Source organism: Sphingobacterium sp. UBA2480, from assembly GCF_002341965.1.
GTDB lineage: Bacteria > Bacteroidota > Bacteroidia > Sphingobacteriales > Sphingobacteriaceae > Sphingobacterium > Sphingobacterium multivorum.
Genome location: NZ_DDPA01000009.1, coordinates 580,927 through 607,390, shown reverse-complemented (window position 1 = coordinate 607,390; position 26,464 = coordinate 580,927). Strand labels below are relative to the sequence as shown.

At 41.1% G+C, this 26,464-nt stretch carries 25 protein-coding genes and 1 pseudogene; 7 read left to right on the top strand and 19 right to left on the bottom strand.

Features of this window, described 5'->3' with window-relative positions; genetic code table 11:
• Positions 1-188: 188 nt before the first annotated feature.
• Both B3600_RS23135 and B3600_RS23130 read right to left on the bottom strand, forming a co-directional pair.
• Positions 189-1,256 carry a DNA polymerase beta superfamily protein gene (locus B3600_RS23135; RefSeq protein WP_286754547.1) on the bottom strand — a complete coding sequence of 356 codons (1,068 nt, stop codon included), beginning with the start codon at positions 1,254-1,256 and terminating at the stop codon, positions 189-191.
• Positions 1,253-1,999 (bottom strand): nucleotidyltransferase domain-containing protein, encoded by a 747-nt coding sequence (locus B3600_RS23130; protein ID WP_286754546.1) that lies wholly within the window; start codon positions 1,997-1,999, stop codon positions 1,253-1,255. The genes B3600_RS23135 and B3600_RS23130 overlap by 4 nt, the downstream gene beginning before the upstream one ends.
• A gap of 416 nt (positions 2,000-2,415) precedes the next feature.
• Between B3600_RS23130 and B3600_RS23125 the strand changes: the two genes are divergently transcribed.
• Positions 2,416-3,024: a hypothetical protein gene (locus B3600_RS23125; RefSeq protein WP_286754545.1), complete on the top strand. Its 609-nt coding sequence runs from the start codon at positions 2,416-2,418 to the stop codon at positions 3,022-3,024.
• A 67-nt stretch (positions 3,025-3,091) separates the two neighbouring features.
• On the opposite strand, the gene B3600_RS23120 is transcribed toward B3600_RS23125, so the two are convergent.
• On the bottom strand, positions 3,092-3,364 hold the full coding sequence (locus B3600_RS23120; protein ID WP_286754544.1) for a hypothetical protein: 273 nt from the start codon (positions 3,362-3,364) through the stop codon (positions 3,092-3,094).
• A 317-nt stretch (positions 3,365-3,681) separates the two neighbouring features.
• On the opposite strand from B3600_RS23120, the gene B3600_RS23115 reads away from it, so the two are divergent.
• A complete protein-coding gene (locus tag B3600_RS23115; protein ID WP_070568770.1) occupies positions 3,682-3,966 on the top strand; it encodes a hypothetical protein in 285 nt (94 codons plus the stop codon).
• Positions 3,967-4,124: 158 nt separating this feature from the next.
• Positions 4,125-4,361 carry a hypothetical protein gene (locus B3600_RS23110; RefSeq protein WP_112374587.1) on the top strand — a complete coding sequence of 79 codons (237 nt, stop codon included), beginning with the start codon at positions 4,125-4,127 and terminating at the stop codon, positions 4,359-4,361.
• A 650-nt stretch (positions 4,362-5,011) separates the two neighbouring features.
• On the opposite strand, the gene rsgA is transcribed toward B3600_RS23110, so the two are convergent.
• Complete coding sequence (gene rsgA / locus B3600_RS23105; protein WP_286754543.1) at positions 5,012-6,064, bottom strand: ribosome small subunit-dependent GTPase A; 1,053 nt, start codon at positions 6,062-6,064, stop codon at positions 5,012-5,014.
• Positions 6,065-6,298: 234 nt separating this feature from the next.
• Here rsgA and B3600_RS23100 point away from each other — a divergent pair, with 234 nt between their 5' ends.
• Positions 6,299-6,934, top strand: coding sequence for a DUF4382 domain-containing protein (locus B3600_RS23100; protein WP_286754542.1), 636 nt, complete (start codon positions 6,299-6,301; stop codon positions 6,932-6,934).
• 9 nt (positions 6,935-6,943) lie between these two features.
• Here B3600_RS23100 and B3600_RS23095 read toward each other — a convergent pair whose 3' ends face one another.
• Positions 6,944-9,880: a DNA polymerase III subunit alpha gene (locus tag B3600_RS23095; RefSeq protein ID WP_286754541.1), complete on the bottom strand. Its 2,937-nt coding sequence runs from the start codon at positions 9,878-9,880 to the stop codon at positions 6,944-6,946.
• On the bottom strand, positions 9,861-11,042 hold the full coding sequence (gene dinB / locus B3600_RS23090) for a DNA polymerase IV (RefSeq protein ID WP_070568437.1): 1,182 nt from the start codon (positions 11,040-11,042) through the stop codon (positions 9,861-9,863). The genes B3600_RS23095 and dinB overlap by 20 nt, the downstream gene beginning before the upstream one ends.
• Positions 11,043-11,247: 205 nt before the next feature.
• On the opposite strand from dinB, the gene B3600_RS23085 reads away from it, so the two are divergent.
• Positions 11,248-11,487 (top strand): hypothetical protein, encoded by a 240-nt coding sequence (locus tag B3600_RS23085; RefSeq protein ID WP_286754540.1) that lies wholly within the window; start codon positions 11,248-11,250, stop codon positions 11,485-11,487.
• 53 nt (positions 11,488-11,540) lie between these two features.
• Here B3600_RS23085 and B3600_RS23080 read toward each other — a convergent pair whose 3' ends face one another.
• A complete protein-coding gene (locus B3600_RS23080) occupies positions 11,541-12,476 on the bottom strand; it encodes an alpha/beta fold hydrolase (RefSeq protein ID WP_286754539.1) in 936 nt (311 codons plus the stop codon).
• Positions 12,477-12,881: 405 nt separating this feature from the next.
• On the opposite strand from B3600_RS23080, the gene B3600_RS23075 reads away from it, so the two are divergent.
• Positions 12,882-13,763, top strand: coding sequence for a DJ-1/PfpI family protein (locus tag B3600_RS23075; RefSeq protein WP_070568443.1), 882 nt, complete (start codon positions 12,882-12,884; stop codon positions 13,761-13,763).
• A gap of 138 nt (positions 13,764-13,901) precedes the next feature.
• Here the strand turns inward: B3600_RS23075 and B3600_RS23070 are convergent, their stop codons facing one another.
• The 11 genes from B3600_RS23070 to B3600_RS23020 all read right to left on the bottom strand — a co-directional run bounded on the left by B3600_RS23070 (position 13,902) and on the right by B3600_RS23020 (position 25,357).
• Complete coding sequence (locus B3600_RS23070) at positions 13,902-14,693, bottom strand: hypothetical protein (RefSeq protein WP_070568446.1); 792 nt, start codon at positions 14,691-14,693, stop codon at positions 13,902-13,904.
• Positions 14,694-14,827: 134 nt separating this feature from the next.
• A complete protein-coding gene (locus tag B3600_RS23065) occupies positions 14,828-15,544 on the bottom strand; it encodes an FAD-binding oxidoreductase (protein ID WP_286754538.1) in 717 nt (238 codons plus the stop codon).
• Between the two features lie 116 nt (positions 15,545-15,660).
• Positions 15,661-16,812 (bottom strand): FAD-dependent oxidoreductase, encoded by a 1,152-nt coding sequence (locus tag B3600_RS23060; protein WP_286754537.1) that lies wholly within the window; start codon positions 16,810-16,812, stop codon positions 15,661-15,663.
• Positions 16,813-16,847: 35 nt separating this feature from the next.
• Positions 16,848-17,687 carry a helix-turn-helix domain-containing protein gene (locus tag B3600_RS23055; protein WP_239468885.1) on the bottom strand — a complete coding sequence of 280 codons (840 nt, stop codon included), beginning with the start codon at positions 17,685-17,687 and terminating at the stop codon, positions 16,848-16,850.
• A 49-nt stretch (positions 17,688-17,736) separates the two neighbouring features.
• On the bottom strand, positions 17,737-18,105 hold the full coding sequence (locus tag B3600_RS23050; protein WP_112374817.1) for a nuclear transport factor 2 family protein: 369 nt from the start codon (positions 18,103-18,105) through the stop codon (positions 17,737-17,739).
• Between the two features lie 210 nt (positions 18,106-18,315).
• Positions 18,316-21,159 carry a response regulator gene (locus B3600_RS23045; RefSeq protein WP_286754536.1) on the bottom strand — a complete coding sequence of 948 codons (2,844 nt, stop codon included), beginning with the start codon at positions 21,157-21,159 and terminating at the stop codon, positions 18,316-18,318.
• Positions 21,160-21,429: 270 nt separating this feature from the next.
• A complete protein-coding gene (locus B3600_RS23040; RefSeq protein ID WP_286754535.1) occupies positions 21,430-22,047 on the bottom strand; it encodes an alpha-ketoglutarate-dependent dioxygenase AlkB family protein in 618 nt (205 codons plus the stop codon).
• A gap of 240 nt (positions 22,048-22,287) precedes the next feature.
• Positions 22,288-22,677, bottom strand: coding sequence for a RidA family protein (locus B3600_RS23035; RefSeq protein WP_286754534.1), 390 nt, complete (start codon positions 22,675-22,677; stop codon positions 22,288-22,290).
• Between the two features lie 78 nt (positions 22,678-22,755).
• Entirely contained in the window at positions 22,756-23,328 is a 573-nt protein-coding gene (locus B3600_RS23030; protein ID WP_286754533.1) for a Crp/Fnr family transcriptional regulator, read from the bottom strand.
• A 142-nt stretch (positions 23,329-23,470) separates the two neighbouring features.
• On the bottom strand, positions 23,471-24,421 hold the full coding sequence (locus tag B3600_RS23025) for a helix-turn-helix domain-containing protein (RefSeq protein WP_286754532.1): 951 nt from the start codon (positions 24,419-24,421) through the stop codon (positions 23,471-23,473).
• Between the two features lie 99 nt (positions 24,422-24,520).
• Complete coding sequence (locus tag B3600_RS23020; RefSeq protein WP_286754531.1) at positions 24,521-25,357, bottom strand: SDR family NAD(P)-dependent oxidoreductase; 837 nt, start codon at positions 25,355-25,357, stop codon at positions 24,521-24,523.
• 636 nt (positions 25,358-25,993) lie between these two features.
• Between B3600_RS23020 and B3600_RS23015 the strand changes: the two are divergent.
• Positions 25,994-26,176 (top strand): annotated as a pseudogene (locus B3600_RS23015) (zinc-binding dehydrogenase); the annotation flags it as partial.
• A 77-nt stretch (positions 26,177-26,253) separates the two neighbouring features.
• Here B3600_RS23015 and B3600_RS23010 read toward each other — a convergent pair.
• Positions 26,254-26,439 carry a hypothetical protein gene (locus B3600_RS23010; protein WP_046675983.1) on the bottom strand — a complete coding sequence of 62 codons (186 nt, stop codon included), beginning with the start codon at positions 26,437-26,439 and terminating at the stop codon, positions 26,254-26,256.
• Positions 26,440-26,464: the final 25 nt, after the last annotated feature.

The following is a 26,464-nucleotide window of genomic DNA, read 5'->3' as shown; positions in this document are numbered from 1 at the left end:
AATGAGGAATTATGCCTTGGTATAATGGAGATTATCCACCATCATATAAAAATCAACCGGTCACCATCCGGGAGAAAGCAACCGAAATCGCAAATGCTTTGCTTAAAATCCAAAGTATGCATTAGTTTCCATGAAGTTTAAGGATGGTGGAACGCTATCCATTACTGACTTCTCCTTGACATGAAGAATTAAATCTTAACATGATACAGACGCTTACGCATATCAACCAATTGATGCTTCAGCTTAACCTGATCTGGCGCTACCGGAAATAAACTGTGCAAGCAGAGCTCTTCAACTTCCTGAAAGAGCTTTTGCGACCAGACAAAAAGATCCTCATAGCTATAGGCGCCATTCTTGATGCGCAGGAGCTCTTCCCTATTGGGACGTTGTATCTGTAATTTCTTTTTGGATACAATCTCCTTTGCCTGTTGCAATAAACGTATGGTATGCATCATATTTTTCGCATCATAACCCTGCCCATGATCCATTGTCCCCTCAAAACGTGCCTCATTGCGTGCTGACACCCAGCTGAAATATTCATTATACGCCTTGCAATAAGATGAATAAGATTCATAATTAACACAGAGGTACGCACAAAGTGTCTGACCCTTTGCGATAGAACTGCACGACACCTCATTGCTATCCAGGTTAGCCACGACGCCTTTATAACCCAAAGTCTGAGTCTGATCATAATATAGGGCATACATTCCCTTTGCATGTCCAATCTTTGCTAAACCACAGTTTTCCTGCTTCCAATGCCGCCTGCTTAGCCACGCGCTTAACGGTAAACTACCATTATCGGCTATGATAAAGCAGAACTCCAGCAAATTTTTACGTTCGTGATCCATCGGATTGTTGATTTTCTTATTCAACCCTTTTGCCTTACGCACCTGTACCATAGCATATTGCGCAAAAGTCATAGCGGCCTCCCGCGTAATAAATTCCTGCATTTTAAATTGCTCCATTATTGGATCTCGGTATACGATGCAATCGGCAGGACTAGCCAATAGCTCCAATACAGTCGGATTACTCTTTGATAGAAGCTCGACGAAGCGACCTAGCTCATAATACACTTCATCATTGCTCGCATTAGCCACTTGGGCAGTATATTGACCACCCAAGTAATCTTCCAGAGGCAGATAAAATACCCCTTTGATATCCGTATCGGAAGATGCGGTGGCCAAACCATATGCCCGGCTGCCGACAACGGCCTCAAACAGGATCAGCCCGTTCTTTCGAAGTTCGTCTATAGTCATCTTAATATAGTTTTAAAGTAATTCTCTAGTCCTTCCTTATCCAATACGGATACGGGAACCTGTTCTACTTGGCTCTCTAAATGTATTAACTTTGTTTCGATATAACTCCTTATGGTAGCTGAACAGCTGAATGCAAAACCTTCATCGACTTGGCTTTTCAACTTCTGTAACTGCATGACTTCGACTTTAACAACATTGGGCAATAATACGGATAGTTCGGCCAATGTCATCGGCGCATAACTGCGATAGGTCATACTCCAGTCTGCCGCTAGTAAAGATCTGAGGATATAAAATAAGCTCTTGAGCTTCATCGTTTCTCGCCGAAGATCTTTCACTTTGCTTCGGACAATCCCAAGATAATGATGGGCGTGCCTACGTGCGTCAAAATAATTTTCGATCATTGTCCTAAAACTTGTTTTGAATCCGTTAAACTCGTGATAGACCACTGGTGACTGAATCCATTCAAATGGGCTCACATTCCTCTTATACATTAAGATGAGTACTTTAAACAGATCCCAGCCTGCGATATCAAGGTCATCGGTTATCGGAAACCGCATTTCGGTAGGAAGCGGAAACAAAAGACTATAGTCCTCTGCTTTTCTTACATAAATAAACCGAACATCGTAATCACTGTCGATTGACGGAAATCCCCAACCTCGACTTCCTGATTCACAGGCGAAAAGTATACGTACTCCTTCGCTCGCTTCTATTTCCATGAGCTTCTTGATGATATATGCTTTCATTTCTTCATGCTTTTTTAAATTTTCATTAACACAAAGATCGATTGCGCTACTGAAGCCTTTTTGCGCATTAAAAAAAGAGCATAAAAACAATGGAAGACCTCTTATTATCAGGTAGATAATTTTCTTGAAAAAATTGAAGCTTACACAGAAATATAGAAGTACGCAGATAGAATGCGTATTACAGTGTTAAACGAAAGTATTATCCCCCATCTCATGCCACTGATATAAGCTATTCATAAAGAACAGCTCATAATCTCCTTCGTTGACAAAATAAAGGCTTTGCCTCTTCTGCACCCAGTTGTAGCATTACTGAAGTCTGGGATGGCGCAAAAGATGGAAAGCGGGATTAGACCAAAAACTGAAAATGAAGTTTTTTGGCACAGATCTAGTACGGAAATAGGAACAACTAATTGCATATGAATTATCTATATATTATCTTCTTTTTTTTAGTTTTCCAGGGCTGTACAATGCGTAAAAGTACAATGACACCTGTCCAAAATAATAAATCCAAAATATACAATGACAGCTCAGTGCAAAAAGACTATATTTCCATTTTAGAAACAATTTTGTCTGACGATTCGGCTGGTATCAAACTGCAACGTGAAGGAGAACGAAGGGCGTTCATTCATAATAAGTTTATCAGAGATTTTATCTCATCATTGCATGACAGGAATTATGTTTTTTACAACGTCGATCCACAGACGCTGATGAAAATACTGGATAACCAGCTCAAAGACTCGCTGGATATGCTTAATCAGATGAACGAAAAGAAGGCAATCATCCCGATTCCAGCCGCTATCAAAGCAGCGTACAATGTCGATGACGCCGATAAATACAGGATGAACCGTAATCAAAGCATTTATTACTTTGATCTTCCCATTATGGGGTATAACCGCAAAAAAGCATACGTGCCGGTTGACTATGTATGCGGTCCTTTATGTGGAAACGGTGATGCATTTCTGCTTGAAAAAGTGAATGGTAAATGGGTAATCGTACAACGATTCTTTAACCTCTGGGTCTCTTAAAAAAACGTGGCCACAATAATCTTTAAACGGAAGATATTCACGCCAAATAACGAAGCGGATTTATAGACTAATAAACCTTATCACTTTCTATAAATACACTTCCTGACAAATAGCACTCGGGAACGTTGGCCAGTACATAATCAATGTCAAGAATATTTGGACGAGCCGTACTTCCCTGCCCACAATACAAGTTCCTAATCCAGGTATCGACGTTCTCTACCGACATCGCCTTCCAAGTAATATTTTGTGGATCCTGAACTTCAACAGGTGAAATCAGCACATTATACCCCATCGCTCGCAGCGCGGTTAATACGACTCGATTTACTTTGACAAATTTCATCTTCAAAAGCTATATACGGTTCTCTTTACTTTGGAACAGTAATGCAGCCCATATAGTTCAAAAAGTCGTTAACTTTGTGCTTAGTCAAAGATCCTACAGCTGACCCCGAACCAAACCGATCGCTTGCAATGGATCACCCCAGCATCAAGGGACTCGCGATCTTATTGAAGAAATGTAATATTTATTTCATAAAATTAGCAAGAAAAAATAAATCACGACTTGTAAACGTTATATTACTGTAAAACTTATAAAAGGGTACCAATGCCATAGCGGTTCTCTTTGTAATATAAATTTCTCACCCTTAAAAAGATAACATCATGAACGGAATCATATTTCAAGGAAAAAGTCTCAATATTGGGTGTACAGCAACATTCCTGTTCGAACCCGAAGTAGGTGTAGAAAATATTCCGGCAATAGCAGAACTTAGCACTGGTGAAAAAGCATATGCTGAAATACTTAGAGATAATACAACACTGATAACAGTACGAGTAGGTGAATATTTAAATGAAAAAGGAAAGAGAGCCAATGAAACGGCTTGGATGCTCACCTATAATCATCATTTAAAATCATGGCAGATAACGAAGAACCTTAACACAAAATAGCGTATTTTATTTCTTAGGAATACCAAAGTAACGACATAAAAGTCTTTAGTGCAATATCTTGAATGGAAGGTCGAGATTCTGAGTCCTGGTTTTTTTTGTATAAAACTAAACTATTCGTTCTTGAAAGTAGTTCATTAATAAACCAAAGTATATATATTATGGCACTTACAACAGGAAATGAAGACAAAGTAACAAAAGAAGTAGAACAGCAAACTTCTAAAATTCCCTCAATTTTATTCTTGGCGGCATCACTTGCAGCGATGGGAATTTCAGCAGCATTAAAATGTTGCAAAACAAAAGATGATAATACAGCTTTGTTCGTCGGTCAATGGGCGGCACCGTTTTTATTATTGGGAATTTACAATAAGATCGTTAAGACTGAAGGACACGATTAATAGGTTTTATTTTTTATGGTTGATTTTAAAGGCTGGTCTTAGGATCAGCCTTTTTTATTTTTTTCAAACTAAAAGTAATTCGACATTGTATTATAAGTACTTTTCAAAAATATAGGTTAATAATAATTAGAGCCTTGGGTTCCCCCCTCAAGGCTTTTTCATTTTTATCAAACCAAGCTGTTAACAGAATTGTCCATTTAGCGTCAATCGTTATGTATCAGTTCAGTTAGATTGATTTAATTGTATGGTCAGGTTTTAGGCCTGGCCATTTTAAACGTATTTTCCGGTCCTTTATGGATCTGTCTATAATTTAGTTAGGGGCTAATCGAAAGATTAGTCCTTTTTTTTGCTAAAAAATGAACTATTATAAATGGATATCGTTATCTGATAGGTTAAGTTAGTTTGTTTTAGTAGTTATAAAGGTCGGTAATTCATGTCGCCGGCCTTTTTAATAAAGTAGTAATTTTCCCTGATTCATTCGATTCTGTTATTATATCCGCTACATGAAATGTTCCCCCGAAAAGTGGTCGTTTCGGGTGGTATAGTATATTAGAAAGTGAATTCGTGACTACCAAGGTTTGATATCTGCATCTTAAATATACAGATGTTCAACATTGTTAAGGAACATCTGTATAAAATTGAAAAATTGATTAGCGTTTCTTTATTCGCTTCGCCTCCTCCCCGATTTTTGAGAAGGATTTATCTCTTTTGCGCCTGTCGTGTTCAGATACGGAGAAATGCCATGATTCCTTTCTCAATTTTAAGTAGCTTTCGTATACACGAGGTTCTAAAAGACCATTGTCTAACGCATTCTTAACTGCACATCCAGGTTCGGAAAGATGAGCACAATTGTCAAAGCGGCAGGAGCCAGCAAATCCAGAGAAATCAAATACATCTTCCAATGTTTCGGGAGTTTCTAACGCTAAACCGAATTCTCTTACACCGGGCGTGTCAATCAAAACGCCGGAACCATCCATCAAGACCATTTCTCTCCGGGTTGAGGTGTGCCTACCTTTCCCTGTGGCGTTACTTGTTTCGGAGGTGAGCAACACTGTGCGTTCGCATAACGCATTGACTAAAGAACTTTTTCCTACACCAGAGGAGCCTATACATACTATTGTTTCCCCAGGCAGGATAGATTCACGTACAAGAACAATGGACTCTGTGGAATGAATGCTTGTGTAAAATACTTGCACGTTGCTGGTAAGGTGTTTTAACGACTCATCTATATCCTGTCGATTAAAATCCAAATCAGATTTAGTGAGTATGAGCACCGGTTGAATATTTTCTTCCAATACCTGGGCCATAAACCGTTCCGTTCGACGGGGATTAAAATTGGCATCCAAGCTCTGAACAATAAAAGCTTTGTCTATATGAGATGCTATTGCCTGTTTATCCGAAATGGTACCACTCTTTCTTCTGTACAATGTGTGGGTACGCGATAGGATATCGACAATTATTCCTTTGTTGTCGTCAAAAGGTTGAAAGATAACCCAGTCCCCCGTGCAGGGTAGCTCAAACGCTGACTTTCCAAAGAGCAGATTGCCCGCCAGCTCGCAAAATAGCAAGCCGTTCTCGGACATGATCTCGTAGTTAGTTTTGTTCACAGCCGAAACACGACCATGAAAAAGATTAGAATATGTAGATTCTTGTTTAAGCTGAAATAGGTCACTATTCCAACCAAATAATGCGAGGTTATTCATTTATTATTAATTTAGAATGATGAAATTAAAATGCTGATTATTGGTCATCCGAATGACTCACAGGTATACCACTGGTAACATGCTTATTACCAGCGAAACGCTAGAAGCAAGACACCCGGAATCAGGCAATCATTCCAATCGCTAAACTATAATATGTGAATAGTTGTTTTTGCATGAACTACAAAGATATGAAAAGTTAAATTGAATAGTAAGGGAAAAATGGACAATGTGTATATGGCTCACGTAGCGGGCTGTTTTTACAAAAAAGCAAACGATGACCGCTCCTCTTGTGTTCAATTAGAAAAAACAATTATGCCCCTGATTTCCAATAGAAAAAATACAAATTTAACCGCCCGCAGGGTGTCTGCGCTGTTGCATCTTATAGGCCTGGTCCTCCTCATACTTTTAGGTAGCTGCCATGAGGATGATAGCCCCGCACCCGAGCAGGCGCACTTAAAAGTGAAGATAAAAACTGAAGGTGATCAGTATGATGCAGTCCATCTCGAGATCCAGCAGTTATGGACCCGCACGTCTGCAGGTGGAGGAAAAATCGAGGCAAATAAAAGGGTAAACATCCTCGGAATTCAAAAGGATAGCATCATCGCGGGTGGACATGTGCCCCATGGCAGCCTACAGGAAGTTATGCTAAAAGTTGCCCCTACAGGAAATGAAATAGTCATAGATGACCTTCCCTATGCTTTAGAGATGCCGCAAGGACAAATTATCGCGGTGAATATCGCAGCCGACAATAAACTTTCTCCGAATGAAAACCATACGCTAATGCTTCATATCAATCTATCAGATTTCATCCAAGAGACTGCAGAAGGTAAATTTGTGATTAATCCCAACCTCACCGCAGTACTGGATTAAAGCGGCAGGTTACTCGCTTCTAGGATCTGGCTTTAACGGCATTTTAGCACAGCGGATCACCTCAATGGAAGGGCAACCATATTCTACGACAACTCTGCCTTCAACCAAATAGATTCCCGCCCCACGGAGCGGATATTTGACCAGGCTCTGTGGGAAATGGACGGTATCAAAAAAACGCCCTTCGGCATCGAGGAAAGTACCGAATTTCATCAGGTCGCCACGCTTGGTCTTCACAAATTTCTCACAGACAAAATCCCCCACAACGCGGACTATTTTCCCTTCATGCAGATAAAGCTCTCTAGCTGGCATATCGCCCCGGTAATCGCTTTTGGTAAGGTCGAAAAGCGTCCCGGTAACGCAAAACCCAATCAGCTCCATTTCGTCGTAATAGTCCTCCAGGATATCTTCTTCTAAGGGTGGCAGTATAGGCTTGCGACTCTCAGTCTCAAAGAGCGCCATACCCCTCGCCACAGGCTTATGCTTGCTCATCATCAGATGCGAAGCCCACAGCAATTGCTTTTTTCCCGTCCCCGTAAAGCGCAAGGCTCCAACACGGATCAAGATAACAACCTGCTCAATACCCGTCTGTGTGCGCTTAACAAAATTTTCCAGACTCGTATAGGTGCCATTCGCTTCGCGCTCTTCGATAATGCGATGGGCCAGTTTACCCTCCAAGTTGAGCAGGCAGTCAAAACCCAGATAAATATCCTTACCCTGAATGGAGGTATTAAAAACGGACTGATTGACACAGGGCAGGCAGATATTGCCGCCTGAAATTCGCGCCTCATTGACATAGACTTTACGATTGTAAAACCCACCATAATTGTTGAGTACCGCAACCATAAACTCCAAAGGATAGTAAGTCTTGAGGAAAAGACTCTGATAACTCTCTACAGCAAAGGATGCGGAATGCGCCTTGTTAAAGGAATAGCCCGCAAAGCTTTCCATCTGCCGCCAGATCTCGCGGCTCGTCTTTTCGGGGTATCCCTTGGCCTTGCAGTTGGAAAAGAATTTATCCTCGATTTCGATCAGGTGGTCTTTGCTCCGGTATTTGCCCGACATCATGCGCCGCAGCACATCGGCATCGGCCATATCGAGTCCACCGTAGGCATTGGCGATCTTCATCACATCTTCCTGATAGACCATCACGCCATAGGTCTCTTCGAGCTGTTCCTTAAACACGGGGTGCGGGTAGATGACCGTCGTGGGGTCGTGATGCCGGCGGATATATTCGCCCATCATACCCGAACTGGCCACACCAGGCCGAATAATGGAGGACGCTGCCACCAACGTCAGGTAATCATCGCAACGCAGTTTGGTGAGCAGCTGCCGCATGGCCGGGCTCTCGATATAAAAACAGCCGATGGTATTGGCTGATTTTAATTGCGTCGCAATATGGGCATCCTGAAAAAAACGCTTGGGGTTGTCGGTATCGATCACCACACCCAAGTTTTCCCGCACAATGGTCCGGCAATCTTTGATATGGCCGATACCGCGCTGCGAAAGGATATCGAACTTTTCAAAACCGATATCTTCGGCCACATACATATCAAACTGCATGGTCGGCAATCCCTTGGGCGGATTGTCCATCGCTGAATAACAGGTGAGCGGTTCCTCCGAAATGAGCACGCCGCTGGCATGGATGGTCCGCTGATTGGGAAAATCGGCCATGCGGTTGTAAACGCTCAGAATTGTATTAGTCACCTCATTTTTGTTGAGCATATGATCGGGCTCATGCACCAGGCGGTCGATCTCGGCCTTGGGCAGTCCGTACACCTTACCCAGCTCGCGCAGGATACTCCGCGAGCGAAAGGTGCTCATGGCGCCCATCAGGGCTGTATGACCGGTCTGATAGCGGTTAAAGATATAGTCGTACATCTCGTCGCGCTCATTCCAACTAAAATCTATATCAAAATCAGGCGGACTCTTGCGCTTGGGATTGAGAAAACGCTCAAAGGGAAGTTTAAGTGCAATGGGGTCAACATCGGTGATCCCCAAGCAATAAGCAACAGCAGAATTGGCCCCCGATCCACGGCCTACATAGTGAAAATTGCGCCCACGTGCGTAGCGGCAGATATCGTCGGTAATGAGAAAATAACTGGAGAAACGCAGGTTTTCGATAATCTCGAGCTCGCGCTGGATGCGTTCGGTTGCCACCCGGTCGTTACGACCATAGCGTCTGGAAAAGCCATCCATGCAGTACTTGTGCAGGAGCTGCTTGTCGTTGTAGCGGTTACCGGTAAAAGTTGCTTTATTCTTGACACTGGTAAAATCAAAGCTGAAAGAACACTGGCCCAGTATACGGTTGGTGTTGGCCAGCAATTGGGGCAAGTCGGAAAATAAGCGCATCAGCTTCACACGAGGGATAAATACCTCGTCCTCGGCAGCTATCTGCTCATCGCCGAGCTGCGAGATCAGCAAGTTGTTATCAATCGCCCTCAACTGCCGATGTAAGGTATAATCGGCCTTTCGGAAACTGACTGGTGCGAGTATCACACAGCGATCAAGAACTTTGCGGCCCATCAGCTGGGCGCGTGTACGCTCGCTGGGTCTGATGCCGATGTATTCGAAATCCCGCAATGGAAAGCCATTGAGCTTGCTAAAGGGATAGATGACAAAGACCTGCTCAAATTCGGGCGCACGCTCTGGTGTAGCGCGGTTTTCTAGATTGAGTTTGGTGCGGTATTCATTGATCTCACGAAAGCCCTGTTCGTTTTTGGCAATGGCGACAAAACAAATCTGTTCGCCGTTGCGAAATTCCATTCCCGCAAGTAGATTCAGTCCAGCAGCGCGGCCCAGTTTAATGAAGTCCAGCGAACCCGAACTATTATTAATATCGGTAAGAACCGCAGTATCATAACCGCCAGCAAGCATGCCCGAGACAAGATCCTGCAGGCTGAGGGTACCAAAACGCAGGCTATAATAGCTATGTAGATTTAAGAGCATGCTCCCCTCCTTTCTCTGGCAGCGGTGCACAGATGGCCTTCATCAGAAATTCAGCCCCATAGCGTTTTCGGATCTTGTCCATGGCTTGCATGAGGTTGACCTCCTCGGCACTGTCGTCAAAGAGATCGGTCTGGTAAGAACCGTATATCAGGCCTGAGAACTTGATCCCAATAAGCCGTATCAGCATCCTGCGGCTATAGAGTTTTTTGAATAGCGAAAGCACCACATCGGTAAGCTTTCGATCCGAATTGGTATAACCGATCTGTAGTTGCTGGGTATGGGTATCGAAGTTGCTATAACGGATCTTGAGGGTGACGCAACTCGTCAGCTTCTGCTCTTTGCGCAGGTCAAAAGCGAGTGTATCGACCATGCTGATCAGCGTGCGACGGAGTACATCCATATCGATAGTATCCTGCTGAAAGGTATTTTCTTTGGACATGGACTTTTGCTCCCGAAAAGGCAACACCAGGGAATCATCAAGCCCATTGGCTTTGCGCCAGATGTTGATCCCATTTTCCCCGAGGACCTTCTGCATGGTGAACACCTCCATTTGCTGTAGGGTTCCGATCTTGGAAATCCCCATATTTCGGAGCAAGGTAAAGGACTTCTCGCCTACCATGGGAATCTTGCGGATGGATAGCGGTGCGAGGAAACCTTTTTCGGTACCATTTTGTACCTGCTTTTCGCCACAGGGTTTGGCCGTACCGGTGGCGATCTTAGAGACGGTTTTGTTGACCGACAGGCCAAAGCTAATGGGTAACCCAGTCTCTCGGATAATACGCTGGCGGAGCTCCTGGGTCCATTTCCAACAACCAAAAAAGCGGTCCATACCGGAGACATCGAGATAATGTTCGTCTATACTGGCTTTTTCGACAATAGGCGTTTCTTCTTCGATAATCTGTGTAACGATACCGGAATAGTGGCTGTATCGATCGTGATCGCCCCGGACTACAACGGCTTCGGGACACATGCGTAGTGCCAGCCGCATCGGCATAGCGGAATGCACGCCAAACTTACGGGCTTCATAGGAACAAGACGCAACTACCCCGCGGTCACTACTTCCTCCTATGAGCACGGGTACTCCGATGAGCTTGCGGTTCTGCAAGCGCTCGACAGATACAAAAAATGTATCGAGATCACAATGTACTATACTCCTCTCCATGTTTTTTCAATTGTATAAAAAAGCCGTCCTTCGGCCTCTCTTAATTTGGTAGCTGCTCTGTTCAAAATTACTAATATTATTAGCAAACAATCAAGAAGGCACAATGGTTTAATTTTTATCACATTCATTGTCAGCGATATAATTTATAGTTGGTCGTTGGCTTAAACAAGATGGCGGATGTGCTGTTTATTACAAAACGCGACCTATGAACGAAAAGATACTCAGCTATTTAAAGCGTGAAGGATTTACGTACTTATGGCGAAAATTTGGCGAGCACGCCTATAAACCCATGAAAGGGAATCTTGAACAGCTGCTCGCGCAAACCAGCACAACTCCACTTGCGGAAGACGATTTATTGTCGATAGACAATGCGCTATTATTGGTAGGCACAGAAAGTGTACAGGACGATTGGATCGTGCTGGTAAAGCAGAAAAGGGGAAAATAAAAAGCCTTGATTCCTACATCGGATCCATCCTCGAATCAAGGGACTCGAGGTAGTTATTCCTTTTTATAGCTATTAAAATTGTCCTGTATGAGTTTTGCAACCAATTGCGGATTTTGGTAGTAAATACCATGTGAATATTTCGGGAGCAGGACAAGCATGCTATGGTCATTGTCTTTTAACAATGCTGCATAGCGCTGGATTCGCAATTCATCGTATTCTTTCCACCATGCCTTAAAATTGATACCCAGATTTAGTTTACGGTCCAGCTCTTCATCCGGCAGTTCAATATTTTTGTTGTAGGATATGATCACTGTAGCAGCAATTTCTTTTTTCAATGGCGGCAATGTTCGGTATTCATGAAAGTATCCTTTTGAAATGGACGTTAGCGCTCGAGCAGCATCAATATGTGCTCCCGCACTGGAATTTTTATTTTTGGACATCTGCTCCATAATAATCTTTGTAATCTGCTGATAGCTCGTTTTACTCTGCGAGACCACTTTAGCATGTTCATCCTCTTGCTCGGTTAACATAAAATCCGTCGGGTCCGAAAATACCAGTCCGCATACTTCATCGGGATACTGGGCTGCAAACAGACGGATGTAAGGGCCTCCCATGGAATGCCCCACTAACAAGTAAGGGGGCTGAATGGCCAAGGTTTGCAAAAGGCCATGTAAGCGCGCCACCACCTGGCTATCTGTCACAATACGGGAGTCGGGTTCGGAACTACCAATACCACTTCTTTCGTACTGAATACTCGCGATATGGTTGGGCAAAAGGGGTAAAATCGGATCAAATGTACCGCCGCCCAATCCGGCTTCGAACACCAAAATAGGTTCCCCCGCTTTGCGGTTGGCAAGATTGCTGGTTTTATAGGCCATTTTTTTTCCCTCAACCATAACCGATTGACTCGTATTAGACTGCGCCGATACAGCTTTCGTAAAAGCTGTGCCTAAAAACAGCAACAGCATTGCTTTGAATAGTTCTTTCATATACAATAAGTATATGGAGGTAAACATCTGTTACACTGGAGCTAATATTTTTTTTACTCCTGCCAAATGAAACGTATACCTTGATGCCGGATATCGATCTGTTGGATTGTATTGAAGAGACGGCAAATTGGAAAATATGTTCCCTCATGTACAAAAAGAAAAAGCCCGCTTGAACAGCGTCCAAGCTACCTTAAAACCTGATATGGTTAGTTACTTTAGCGATGAAATATTTTTGAGTACATAAAGCCAAGTTCCTCGTAAAATATTTTGCCCTGATTACAAATATTTTTTAGGCGAAACAGCATGGGTTTTGATATTGTTATCTCTTAAAGATTAATAAATGTGGAAAGTTTGACCTTCGAAGCTTATCAATAGCACGAATGTCGAACCAAAAAAAATATTACTATGTCATTATTTTCAAACGATTTGAGCAAAGAACCCGTATTTGACGGGATTGGTTACGAACCTTCTTTTTTTTCAAGAAAGACAATGGTTACGACCAAGACAAATTACAGCAAAAAAAAGTACAGCGATGTCAACAAGGACACCCGAAAAAAGATTCTTGTGCTTTGCACAGAAGAACGGTATATGACCATGAAAAATGGAAAGAAATTTTCAACAGGCAATCATCCGGTCGAAACACTCGTTCCCATTCTTCATTTCGAACAGGCTGGATTTGAGGTTGACTTCTACACACCAACCGGTGCTCCTGTAAAATTCGAAATGTGGGCTATGCCGTACGAAGATGAAAACATCGGTAACATCCTCGACAAGTATAATACACAATTTTCAAACCCGCACAACCTACGGGATTTTATAGCTGATACGAACAAAGGATATGTTGACTACGTGGCCGTTTTTATTCCAGGTGGACATGGCGCAATGCTCGGGCTACCTGAAAATAATGATGTAAAAGAACTTATCAAATGGGCAGTAACTGAAGATAAATATCTCTTGGCAATCTGCCATGGCCCGGCAGCGCTCTTAAGTGCTGCAGATTGCGGAGACGCTGAATTTCCCTTTAAGGGGTATAAGATCAATTCGTTTCCCGATGAAATGGATAAGACTTTGCCAGAAAGTGGTTACCAGCCGGGCGAGATGCCCTGGTTTTATGGCGAAAAACTCAAACAACTTGGGGTAGAAATTTTGAATAAAAAAATTGCCGGCGATTGTCACGTTGACAGAAAATTGATTACTGGGGATAGCCCATTGGCGGCCGATAAATTCGGAAAACTCTGCGCAGATGAACTTCTCGCCCATGAAAAATCAAAAGTGGAAAATGGATAGGCGATTTTTTTCAAATAAAAGGCTCCCTTATTAACCGATAAGGGAGCCTTTTTTTGGCTAGATCTCCGCTTGAGCCAATGTTAAACCGGCTTTGGGCTTTGCTCTAATTTAAAGTTAGGTATATTTCTGAATTTCTGCCTATTCTTTCGTTAATAAAAGGGCTATATCCTGTTTTGCAAGCACATGGCCTTTATCGACAATATTGCTCTTGACATATAGAAAACACTGATTATTATGATCGAGTTTGCCAACTATCACCTCAATAGATTTTATATTCAGTTCTCCCATCTCTGCAGGATCCACTTTATTCGGATCTAAAATTAATTGTCCGTCTTTCTTAAATTCTTCGAGTTGCCAGGAGTAACCTGCCCAAGGTCCAGCAACCAGTGTTGTCCGTTTAGCATCCATAATGATCTGCCCTTTGTATTCCAAGCCCAGGCTATCAACCCTGACCCGCTGGTCTTTTAAATTGATGACCACATATTTTAAGTAATCGCCGAAGTCTTTAGGTTCGAAATGGATGCTATTGTCCTTTCGAACGATCTTGAGCTCCATAGCCCCTATTTTATCTATTTTGATAGCCTGGGAGAACTCCATAAAAGTAGCATACTCCGCTTCGCTAATCCCTAGATTTTTGTGATATGGTATAGGCTCTCCGGGTTTTAATTCCTTCATTGTTTTGAAAAACCAATCTTCATTGGCTTTCAAGGCTTGTTTCATTTTCTCAACAATTGCAAGCTGCGATGCATTAGGTCGAGGAATTCCCAACACCGCTGCGGTATAGTTACCTTCAGGAAGTTGTCCGTCAACAAAGTGAATAGCCAACGCATTGCTGTCCACTCCTGATTGCTTTTGTGCAGAAACATGGAAGGAAAATAGGAATGCCGCTAGCACCCAATACAAGCGAAAATACTGGTATAGAAATGTCATGTTCAACGTGTTTGAACGATAAAATTACGGTTTAATGCTGACAATCCTTCATCTTCATCGCCCACGGTTCACCTTTAGTTACCAAGCTGGACCAGCCCAGGCGGCTAATGATGTGTATGATAATTCAAAGCTATTTATAATCCCTTTTTACCGGCTAACCAGTAGCCGTGTAAATAAACGGTACCATTGGTGTTTTCTCTAATAATTTTTCTGAAGAGTTGAGCCGATTTTGCATTACCTGTCAACACGAACTTAGCTTCTTGCCAATCTGGAGTATCGATCACCGGCAGTTTGCCTACCCACTCCTGCTTGTTGGACAAAAAGTTTTTGGAAAATATCAGGCAGTTTTCCAAACCCAATAATTTTGGAACATCTTTGTTCTCTTCCTCTAATTCAAAAATAAACATAAACTGATGCTTGTTCTTCTTTAACACTGGAAGAAAAGAACAAGCAAGTGCTAACGAAGTTTCATCGCCAAAAATGACAAATCTTTGCGTTGTTTTATCATAGTACCTACTTAACGCTCTTGGCTTATACATCACAATTTGATCGCCCACTTTCAAATCCGCCATAAGACGACTTCCACAACCTTTACCATTCAAATAAACGACGAATTCAAACAAGCCCTTTTCAGTATCTGCATGGGAAACGGTATATCTTCGAGCCTCTGTATCATTAATTCTGAAGTCTATGAACGAACCGACCGTAAATTGTACATTTTTTAAATCCCCTTTGAAACAAATCCTCTTCACAGATTTTGATAAAGAGACTGTTTCGACAACTTCGATCAAAGGCAGCTTGGGCGTTAAGAATTCTAAGGTATCAAATAACCACTTTGGTGCACTTGGCATAGTATTTATATTTTGTTCAAAGCAAAGTACAGCAGAACCGATCGTATAAAATAGAACGGAAAAGAGTAGGTATTGGATTAATCGTGGTTTTTGCCCACGAAATGGCCGAGCGTGGTTTACCTCCGCTCGTTAAACATCGCCAGCAAATTGTCAAGTCCACCTTCCGCGTGTAATATTTCGGTGTTTTCCAACGTATCTTTGGTAACTTCGGCCGCCCTTGCCTGCATTTGTTTTTCATACTGTGAAATTGCCGTCTGAATATCCGGAAAATGATCGCTGGTCAAATTTTCGGCCAGCTCAAAAGCATCCTGCATTGCCTGGTTTACACCCTCACCGGCATAGGGCGGTATACGATGTGCCGCATCGCCAAGCATGGTCAAGTTGGGTAATGTGGGCCAAGTCTCGTCCAATGGAAAATAATATTGCGGGCGTGGCATAAACCAAATTTCATTACTTGCAAAAAGTTCATGCCATTGTTCGCTCCAGGAGGAGAACGCGACTTTAAACCAATCAAATACCTGTTGCTTGTTGTTAAAGTCAATGCCGCTTTCCTGCACCCAATTTTCAGGGACTTTACAACCGGTATAAAACGATAAACTGCCCTCTCCTTTTGCACTTAAGATAATGGATTGTCCGTTTCCAAGCGCAAAGACTTTTCCGCCTTTTGTGATTTCCCAAAGTTTCGGTGCGTTTTCTTCAGCCTCGTAGACATTTCCCTCAACAATCGTGATGCCAGAATAAATTGGCTTAATATCGGTTAAATAAGGGCGAATTTTTGAATTTGCACCATCCGCTGCGACGACAAGGTCAGCGTAAAAAGATTTTCCGTTTTTGAAATGCAGAAGCCAGCCATGATCCTGTTCTTCCATTGAAACAAACTGACTGTCCCAGACAATGGTACCCTCATGCAATGCGTTTATTAAAATATCACGCAAAGGGGCACGATCAATTTCAGGACGATCTTCCTGATCCTTATGTGGAAGCTCGTGCTCATCCATTTTGATGATGGCCTGCTTGTCCAACACCCTTAAACGTCCAGCCTCGGGTCGAAAGCTAGCTTTAAATTCATTCATCAAATTTGCCCTGCGAAGAGCTTCCAATCCACTTTCTTCGTGCAGGTCCAGTGTGGCTCCCTGCTGGCGAACTTCTTTATTACTATCACGCTCATATACAGTTACATTTACTCCTTTTAATTGTAAGAGTTTGGCTAGTGTGAGTCCGCCAGGACCACCGCCAACGACTGCCACTTTTTTGTCTTGTAATTTCATATCCAGTACAATTTAATTTTTTTGACTGAACAAAATTAGGTGGATCTGAGCGTTGAAAATTGTATAAAACGCTCATTTTGGTTCTTCAACAGTTCTTTTGGTGAAACACCAGCAAGTTTCTTGACTTCTTTAATAAAATGGGATTGATCGGCAAAGTTTTGTTGTGGAAACAATTTGCCTTCTTTGATGTGCTGGAAGGAAGCACGGAAGCGGATAATATTGCAATATGCTTTTGCCGTAAGTCCGAACTGCTGATCGAAATAACGGTTGATCTGCTGCCGACTCCAAAACGATTGTGCTGCAAGTTCTTTAATTGTAATCGCCCCGTTTGATGTATAAATAAGGTCGAACAGTGTTCGTTTCCTGTTGTCAACTTCACGTGGCAAAAGTGACTGTATTTTTTTTGTAGCTTTCGCACAGAATAAATCAAAGTCATTCAGGTCGTCGGCACTAAAGTTCCAAAAATTAGGAGGCGAGAGGCTTGCCCTGTCCACCAAGTTGGCGATGCTGGTCTGAAAAACAGATTGGATTGCAAGCGGGTTAAAACTGATGGCGTAAGTCTGTCGCAAAGGCGCAATGGTCGCCCGCCCCGGCTTAGTTTGGATGCCCAAAAGCGTCATGTGGAAAGGCTCTGTTGCAGATTGCGTAAAAAATAGATCAACTCTTCCGTCAGGCAGTACCACAACTTCTTTATCACAATCCGATTGATTTTGTAAAAGCCAAAAGCTGTCAACAAAATCCGCTAACGGCCTGTCAGGTTTTACTGCCTGATATTTTAATTCATTTTCCATTGCTTTAGTGAGTTTGTGCGCAATAGCCTTCCCCGCTAAATTCAATATGGCACATCCGGTGAAAAGCCCCACACGTTCAATCAAAATTACGGATTATTGTATAACCACACACGAAATAGATCAAATACCAAGCCTATTCGGATGACGATAGCGGCGATCCGTGTTTTTCATTTACAAATGCTTTAAGCTCTGCCATTTTTCCATCTTCGAATCGCCAAATGTCGCAATAATCGAAATGCTCATATTTTCCGGCCTTATTTCTCAACCGAATTTCTCCGGTCACCATAACAGAATCGCCTTCCTCAATCGATTTTTCCACATTAAAAACTGGTGGTTCCTGATAGAACTCTTTCATATAAGCACGGACTTCTTCTTTTCCATGGAGGATACGATCCCCTACAAAGACCCATTTCGTGTCTGCAGTACAATAAGCTAAGAAGCTTTCATAATCTCCCTTTGCTATAAATTCATTGGCTATCTGTAATATTCTTATATTTTTCATTTTTATCAATTTGTTTTGAATCATTAATTTTTGTCGGTCTACAAGCATTAGATCTTGTGATGGATCAGTATGATACCCCGTTAGTTTATAAAACCACACAGAGGAACATGTTGTTTTAAACGATGAAATAAGATATATTCAATGCTACGACGAACTGTAGAGATTAGGATTTAAGTAGGACATTCGATAATTGTGAATTAGATTTATTCTTTACTCATTGTCGTCGTTTATCAACCATTTTCTCAAAAGCTCCAGCACCGTTTTCTTAACAAAAGGCTTCACTGCAAAATCGTCCATTCCACACGAAATGCATCGTTCTTTTTCTTCCTTAATATTGCTTGCAGTCAATGCTATAATTGGTGTATGCATCCTACCGTCCTCATTTTTCCTAATCAATTCAGTTAACTCATATCCATTCATTTCAGGCATCTGTATATCCATGAATACCAAATCAGGCCTATTGTCCTTAAACAATTCAAATCCCGCGAAACCATCGACAGCCTCTATGATTTCAGCATTGGGAAGAACATTCTGTACAATGGTTCTGGTGAGCAACATACTAAATTTATTATCTTCAATAATTAAAATCTTGTATTTGCCTTCCAAAAAGAGCGTTTCTTTTTCAGCATATTTGATAGATCCTTCATTCAGCTGTAGCGCAGCAACTAATGTTGAATACAGTTGATCTACTTTAACTGGTTTGTTAATACAATGAATAATATTGCTGCTTTCAGCAATAAGGGCTGGGTTGGTTTCAAGCACTGATAACATTAAAACTACGGGCTGTCCAACTCCTCTGTAAAGTAACTTTTCCCTGATTTTTTTTACAGTATCGATACCGTTCATAATAGGTAGATCATTGTCGATAATAATCGCATCATACCGTTCTCCTTTAGTCAACAATTGAAGAACTTCAAATCCGTTATCGGCCAACGAGACATTAACTTTCTTCATCTGCAACATCAATGCAATATTTGCTCGTTCGGCATCTCGCCGGGCGACTATCATAATATGTAAAGATTCTAAAAGTTTCCATTCATATACATCCCCTTTTAGAGATCTCAATGTTATTTCAAAATAAAATTTGCTACCTTTTCCGTGTTCACTTTCCAATTGTAATTTACTGTCCATCATTTTTAGCAATTGGTTGGAAATGCTAAGTCCTAGCCCTGTTCCTCCAAATCTTTTACTTATTGACGCGTCTTCTTGAGAAAATGCTTCAAATATCTTTTGCTGTTTATCCGGTTTAATACCGATTCCGCTGTCCGTAACACAGAAGCGAAGCGTCGTGGAATTTTCGTCCGAAGATAGTACATCAACATGTAGCGCAACACTTCCCTTTTCCGTAAATTTTATTGCATTACTTAAAAGATTCATGAGCACCTGTTTGAGACGAAGTGAGTCAACCCAAACATAATGTGGTAGTGATTCTGATAAATTTACCCGAAAATCTAATTTTTTGGCTTTCCACTGAAAATCAATCAAACTTGCCACCTGAGCAAACATCTCATACAGATCATTTTTTTCAATAGAAAGCTCCAATTTGCCAGCTTCAATTTTAGAGAAATCAAGTATATCGTTTATGATACTCAAAAGAAGATTAGCAGACTGATCAACAATGGAAAGATACTCTTTTTGTGTATCGTCTAGTTTTGTTCGACTCATCAAATCCGTAAACCCTATAATCCCATTAAGAGGTGTACGAATTTCATGACTCATATTGGCGAGAAACTCTGACTTCGCCACGCTACCTTGGTCAGCAAGCTTTTTAGCTTTCTCTAACTCTTCTCTTTGAAGTACAATCTTCGTGATGTCTGTGGCAATGCCAAGATAACCTATGATCTGACCAGAAATATCACGCATTGCAGTAACGGCAAGAGATACATAAAGTTGCGTAAAATCCTTTTTTATATAAATCCACTCTCTTTGCTCGTATCCGTAGCACTCCGCTATTTCGACGAACACTCTAAATTCACTAATCGGATAGCCAAATTCAATTTCAAGTTCCTTCGCGCGATCTCTAACTTCTCTACTGCTATGAAATAATGTCGGCGTAATTTTACCGATCACTTCTTCACTTTTATACCCCAATAAATTTTCTGCGCCCCGGTTGAAAAGGGTTATCACCCCTTCTGCGTCAGTTGCTATGATAGCAACGGCAGTAGTGGCATTCAAAACATCTTCAAGCATTTTCTTAGAACGTATCGATTCCGCTTCAGAGCGTTTACGCTTATCGATATCCTGAAAAGTGCCATATAGTCGAACACATTTACCCTTTTTAAAAGCTGCTTTGCCTAATGCTCTAACCCACAACCTTGTACCCTGATAGGTATCAATCTCCAATTCAAGATCCCATGATGCTCCCGTAGATATTGCGCAATTTATAGCCTGAACAATTTTCATTTTATGTTGAGGATCCTTGTAAAACTCTATTGCTGTTTCAATAGATGGACGATAGTCCTTTGGGACCCCATGAATAATCTTGGTCATTTCAGACCAATCGATATAATCATCAACTAAGTCATACTCCCAGCTCCCTACTCTGGCAACCTGACTGGTCATGTCTAGTGTAGACTTCACATATTCCAACTTACTAGTTAACTGGAGATGCCGGTTTTTCTCTTGAAGTAAATTAAAAACTTCTATACACAATAATGAAAGAAGAGTCCGTTGACTATCCGTAAGCTTGTTGGGGCGTCTATCCATAACGCTTAAAAAACCAACTATTTTTCCGTCGTAACCGATTAATGGTGCCTCATAATAGTATAGTATACCAAAATTTTGGAAAATAACTGAATTGCGCTGCGACTGAGGCTCAGTGCTAACGTCTGGAATTTCTAGCGTGCCGTTGACATCAAACACATAATCGAAAAATACCTTATCGATACTTATATTGCCATCGACATCATGAAAATAAGTCTGTACAAAATTTTGACTGTTATCAAATAAAGTCAACACTGCAATTTCCGTATTACATATTAATTTAGCTTTAAGGAGCACTCCAAAAAGATCTTTTTTAATCATATCAGCGACCAGCTTATAATTATTATCCATGATAAGAGGATGGCTGTTATCGTTTTTGGGGTATCTTTGATTGTGCATAAAGTTGTAATATGCTATAGAAATTTAGTTTATAACAAAACAACAATTTTATTTGAATAGTTTTTTAATAAAAAAAGAATTAATTCAAATTAAAATATGTTAGATAAACAACCTTAAATCGAGAACTTAAGGTTGTTACTATCTGTTATTAACCTTATTTATGAAAAGTATTGTTATAACAATGGACGATTCTCTTTCTTTTGATCTTTATACAAAAATTGTTTATTCATTCTCTAGTTCGTTGATCAGGCGAAATGTCAAGTTGATCCTTGCGCTCATCTTTTGCGTAGATTTTGCGATTCGATGTTCCCATGTCTCCTGCAGATTGCCTTTCATCAACAGCAAAGAACCATGATTCAGTAGCAACGAATACTTCTTATTATGATCGTCCACTTTCCTGAAATCAAAATAGCGTGCTTGTCCCAGACTCACCGACCCGATCACGGGTCTATTGCCCAATTCGCTCTCGCGATCGCGGTGCCAGGCGACTGAATCGTTATTGTCGCGATATAGATTGAGCAAGACGGAATTGAATGTACAATGAAACCGCTGTTCAATCCGCTCCTTCAACGCCTTTAATGAGATAAGCCATTCGTTCACGGCTATCGTTTTTCCGGCCATTTGATAAGTCGCATTTTCGTCGCCATACCAGGCGGTCAAGCGAGGAGTCAATATCGTTCGGTCGTACATTATTTTGGATGTCTGCTGCCAGGGTACTTCTTTCAGCAGGAAATCAAACAACTGATCAGCTTCCTCCTGCATAAGAAAGTCCGGTTCAAAGTTCAGGAGATCTTCCGGAAAAATATATCCTTCATGTTTAAATAAGCTAAGCTGATCCATGGAGTAATGAGCTAAAATTTATACGATTTTCCGAAGCATCAAAAGCCTATGCCTGCAAAGAAAGAACAATCCTCGCTGCAAAGCGTTTGCGATTTTAGGGGAAAAGTTTTGCTGATTATTTCGTTTTATAGCTATTAGAATTGTCCTTTATGAGTTTCCAACCAAATGCGGTTTATGGACGTTATTCAACAATAAAAAAATGGCAAATAGTGAGCTATCGCCATTTTTTTAATCCTGACGTTATTTAACCAGTGTTGCTTCCAGTTCTACCTTCAAAGTTTCAAACAATGTCTTGACTTCCAAAACTGTACTTGTTTGCTTCACTTTATTTTTAGTAAGCCAATCCTGAATTACATCAAAGTTTTCAAATAGCGCTGTAGAATCGGTCGTGTAGATATTGAGGCGAACGAGATGTCGAGCTTCATATCCACTTGATTGAATAACTTTTTCAAGATTTTCAATAGTATGAAAAATCTGGGTTCTCATATCAGCAGTGCTCGATACGCCATCATCACTAATAGCACATTGTCCCGACACATATAAGGTTGAATGGGCATGTTTAATTTCAACAGCCTGCACATAATTTCTGGCTTCCTGCCAGTTCCAAGGATTGATTATTTTCTTTTCCATTTCTGTAAAATTATTATGGAGCAAAGCTCAAAATATTTTTACATTCACCTGTGTGACAAACCTCACAATTAAATAAAATCAAGAAAATAGACGGCTTAATGTCTCCCTGGATACGCCTAGGTAAGAAGCAAGCAACAATTTTGGAATCCGTTGCAGCAAAGCGGGATTTCTTTTGATCAGCTGCTCATATCTTTCCTTTGCTCCCGAGGTTAAAAATGATAAGATCCGTTGCTGGGAACCGATATGCCCGGCAATTGATTTACGAAGGAAAAAGCGTTCCATCTTTTGAAGCCTATTGCACAACCTTTCAAAATTTTCCAGCGACAGACAAAGTAATTCTGTTCTCTCAAGACATTCCAAAGTAAATGAAGCATTTCCGCCCGTGTAAAAGGCTGAAACATCGGTTTCCCACCAGTCTTCCATTGCAAATGAAACAATATGTTGCTTAGCGTCATGGTCTGTATAATAAAATTTAAGAAGACCAGACAATACAAAGTAAATATAGTTTACGGTATCGCCCTCCCTAAAAATACATTCCGACTTTCTATACTGCCGTTGAATAAAACATGCTTTTACCAAGTCAAATTCATCTTCAGTAAGTACAACGACTTTCTCTATATGTTCTTTTAACAGATTATATTTATCTTCCATTAGATTGTAAGTACCATTTACTGCTGATTACAAGTGTTAAAACTTCCATTGTAAAATTGACTAAATGAAGTGTTTTCTCAAAAACGCTGATACAAATCCGCCGCGGAAAAAATAGTGCGGAGAGTTTAAGTATCCGTAAAAATTAATTGAATTGGGCTCTATATTGTTGTGGACTTTGTTTGGTTTTTAATTTAAACAATCTGCTAAAAGATTGCGGTTGTTCAAAACCTAATTCAAATGCAATTTCAGAAACACGGAGAGTTGTGGTAGATAACTTATTCTTTGCCCGATAAATCATTTTATCATGAATGATTTGCTGGGTGTTTTGACCGGTAAGGTTTCGCAACAGATCGCTTAAATAACTCGCTGACATATGCAGCTGCTCAGCAAGATAATTCACAGTAGGAACTCCTCCACTCAGGACCTTATCGCTATTGAAATAATCCTCTAGCAATTGATCAATACGCTCGGCAATACTTGGATAGTTTTGTTTTCGGGTCAGAAACTGCCTGTTATAAAATCGTTGGGCATAATTAAGCAACAGTTCAATCTGGGCGATGATCACATTGTGGCTCATCTCGTCTATACGGTTCTCAAGTTCTTCTTCTATATTTCTGAAAAGTGATAGAATGGTTTCTTTTTCTTTGTTCGAAAGGTGCAACGCTTCATTGGTAGCGTAGGAGAAAAAGTGATACTGATGGATCTTTTGGGCTAACGGATAGTGCAATAAAAAATCAGGATCTATGAGCAGCGTGATCTGTGGGCGAAGTATGCTTTGTTCTCTAGTTTCCTTCTGCTTATCCGTTTCTATAGCAGAGAGAATCTGCTGAGGAGCAACAAAAAACAGACCGCCCTCTTTAAAATCAAATTTGGTATGGCCATAGATTAGTTCCCCTCCGGCATCTGGTTTAAAAGCTATTTTATAATAGTTCAACACATGTGATTTAGGAGGAGCATGACCTTCAAGTGGCTTGTCTACCCCATTCAACAAAACAATTAAGGGATGCTGCGGCGGCGGAAAACCTGATGCCTGCATGACATCGGCCAGCGTATTAAATCTTTTTACGGAATGATTCGATTTTTTGGAAACCATATTATAAAAATTCTAGGTTACAAGTTAAACAATATTCGCTTTTCCTCACAAAAAAGAAAAGCGAATAGATCGCAAGATTGTTAACGACGACATAGATCACTAGCCTTGGGCTGCTTGAGAAATCGCTTTCCAGGTTTCCCATTCCTGGAGACGCTCTGAATAAATTTGACGGATATATGGCAGATCATTTTTACCCAAAAGGAATCGCAACGGTGGGTTTTCAGCATCTACAACAGCAAATAGCGCATCGGCAGTGGCACTAGGATTTCCCCGCTTCATCGTTTGTAAATTTTTCATCACCTGACTTTTCAAATCGTCATAATCCGGTAGCTTTTTGCTGGCTATTTTCAGTGATTCGGTGCTGCCAAATTCGGTATTGTAAGCCCCAGGTTCAATCAGCGTTACTTTGATGCCAAATGCCGCAACTTCTTTAGACAAACTATCGTAAATAGCTTCAAACGCAAATTTCGAAGAACAATAGTAGCCGATTAGGGGATTACTATAAATGCCGACAGCGCTGGATGTACCTAAAATATGGCCATGCCCTTGGGCTCGCAGTATGGGTAATGCTGCCTGAATCACATGGATAGGTCCGATAATATTTGTTTCATACATGGCTTTTACCTCATCAGTGCTACTCTCTTCAATGGTCCCCACTAAAGAATACCCTGCATTATTGAGCACAATATCCAATCTGCCAAAATACTGCTTGGCTTGGTGGATCGCATTTTGCACTTGGGAGCGATTGGTTACATCCACTTCAAGAACCAAAACCTGATCGCCATACGTTTCTTTTAACGCGGCAATACTATTTATATTACGTGCTGTAGCTGCCACCTTGTCGCCACGTTTCAAAGCGGCTTCTGTCCATATTTTTCCAAATCCTCTTGAAGATCCTGTAATGAACCAAACTTTTTCCTTTTGCCTATTTTCCATTTTTAACTAATATTAATATGAATGCAAAGTTGCTTCTAAAATGGATTTACTTACGTTGCCATAATGAGGATTATCCTAACCAAAATAAAGAACAACGGGCTACTGGAATTTAGTATCATGGTATTAGAAAATTTCTCAACATGTTTTCAAGGCTGTGAAACAGCATTGGGATGATCTAGAAAAAACATTAGTCGTACAGCAAGATGAAGTAGCTAAAGGCAATATCTGCAAAAGGCAACCCGACATATACAATAAATATCCCAGGTTCAAGATTTGCTACCATATACTAAAAAAGGCCGGAATAGTCCGGCCCTGATATATAGTTATGATCCCAATAAGGGATAGTCGGTTTCAAAAAATGCTGGCTTGACAAAGTGTAAATCAGGCCAGCAAAAGCAATCGTCTCATTTTTCGTATTAGGAACAACCGAAATGGAGTATTCGTTTGATCTTTTATAAAAAAGCCGAGCATCTGACTTAAGCCTCTTCCCTGTTACCCAAGAGCGCACTGGTACGAAACCCTTTTAAAATCATACCCTTATGTCTTTTGAAGAACTTGTTGATATGGCTTTCGTCTGTAAATCCAAATTCATAAGCCAGCAAAGCGGATGAGCTTCAGGCTCAAAAAAAACAGTTACATGCCTGTTATTTCATGTCGGTCTATTCAAATGGTCGCGATATGCAGAAAATAGCATCCTTATTGGAAAATGGTATTTTAAAACCACACATTTCGTATGTTTTCGGTTTCGACGAGATGGCAAAAGCTCATCTACAAATCGAAACCGGCCGTACCGTCGGAAAGATAGTGGTTACCTTATAAAACGGTCAGCGATGCAAAAAATGTATCGAGATCACCATATACTATAATCCCTGCTGGTCTTTAACTGGTGGCTAATACTAAGACTCGTCTTTGGTATTTTTCACCAGACCGATACCGGCAAAAAAGAAAATCAAAGCTAATACGCCCACTACCCCTAAATTGGTGTACGCAGTGCTTTTATTGATGAGTTCATAGCCTGTATAAATTAAACCGACAATACCAAGAATAGTCAGTATTGTTCCGAAAAAGCGTTTTACGTTCATAAATACTCGTTTAAAGTTATTGATT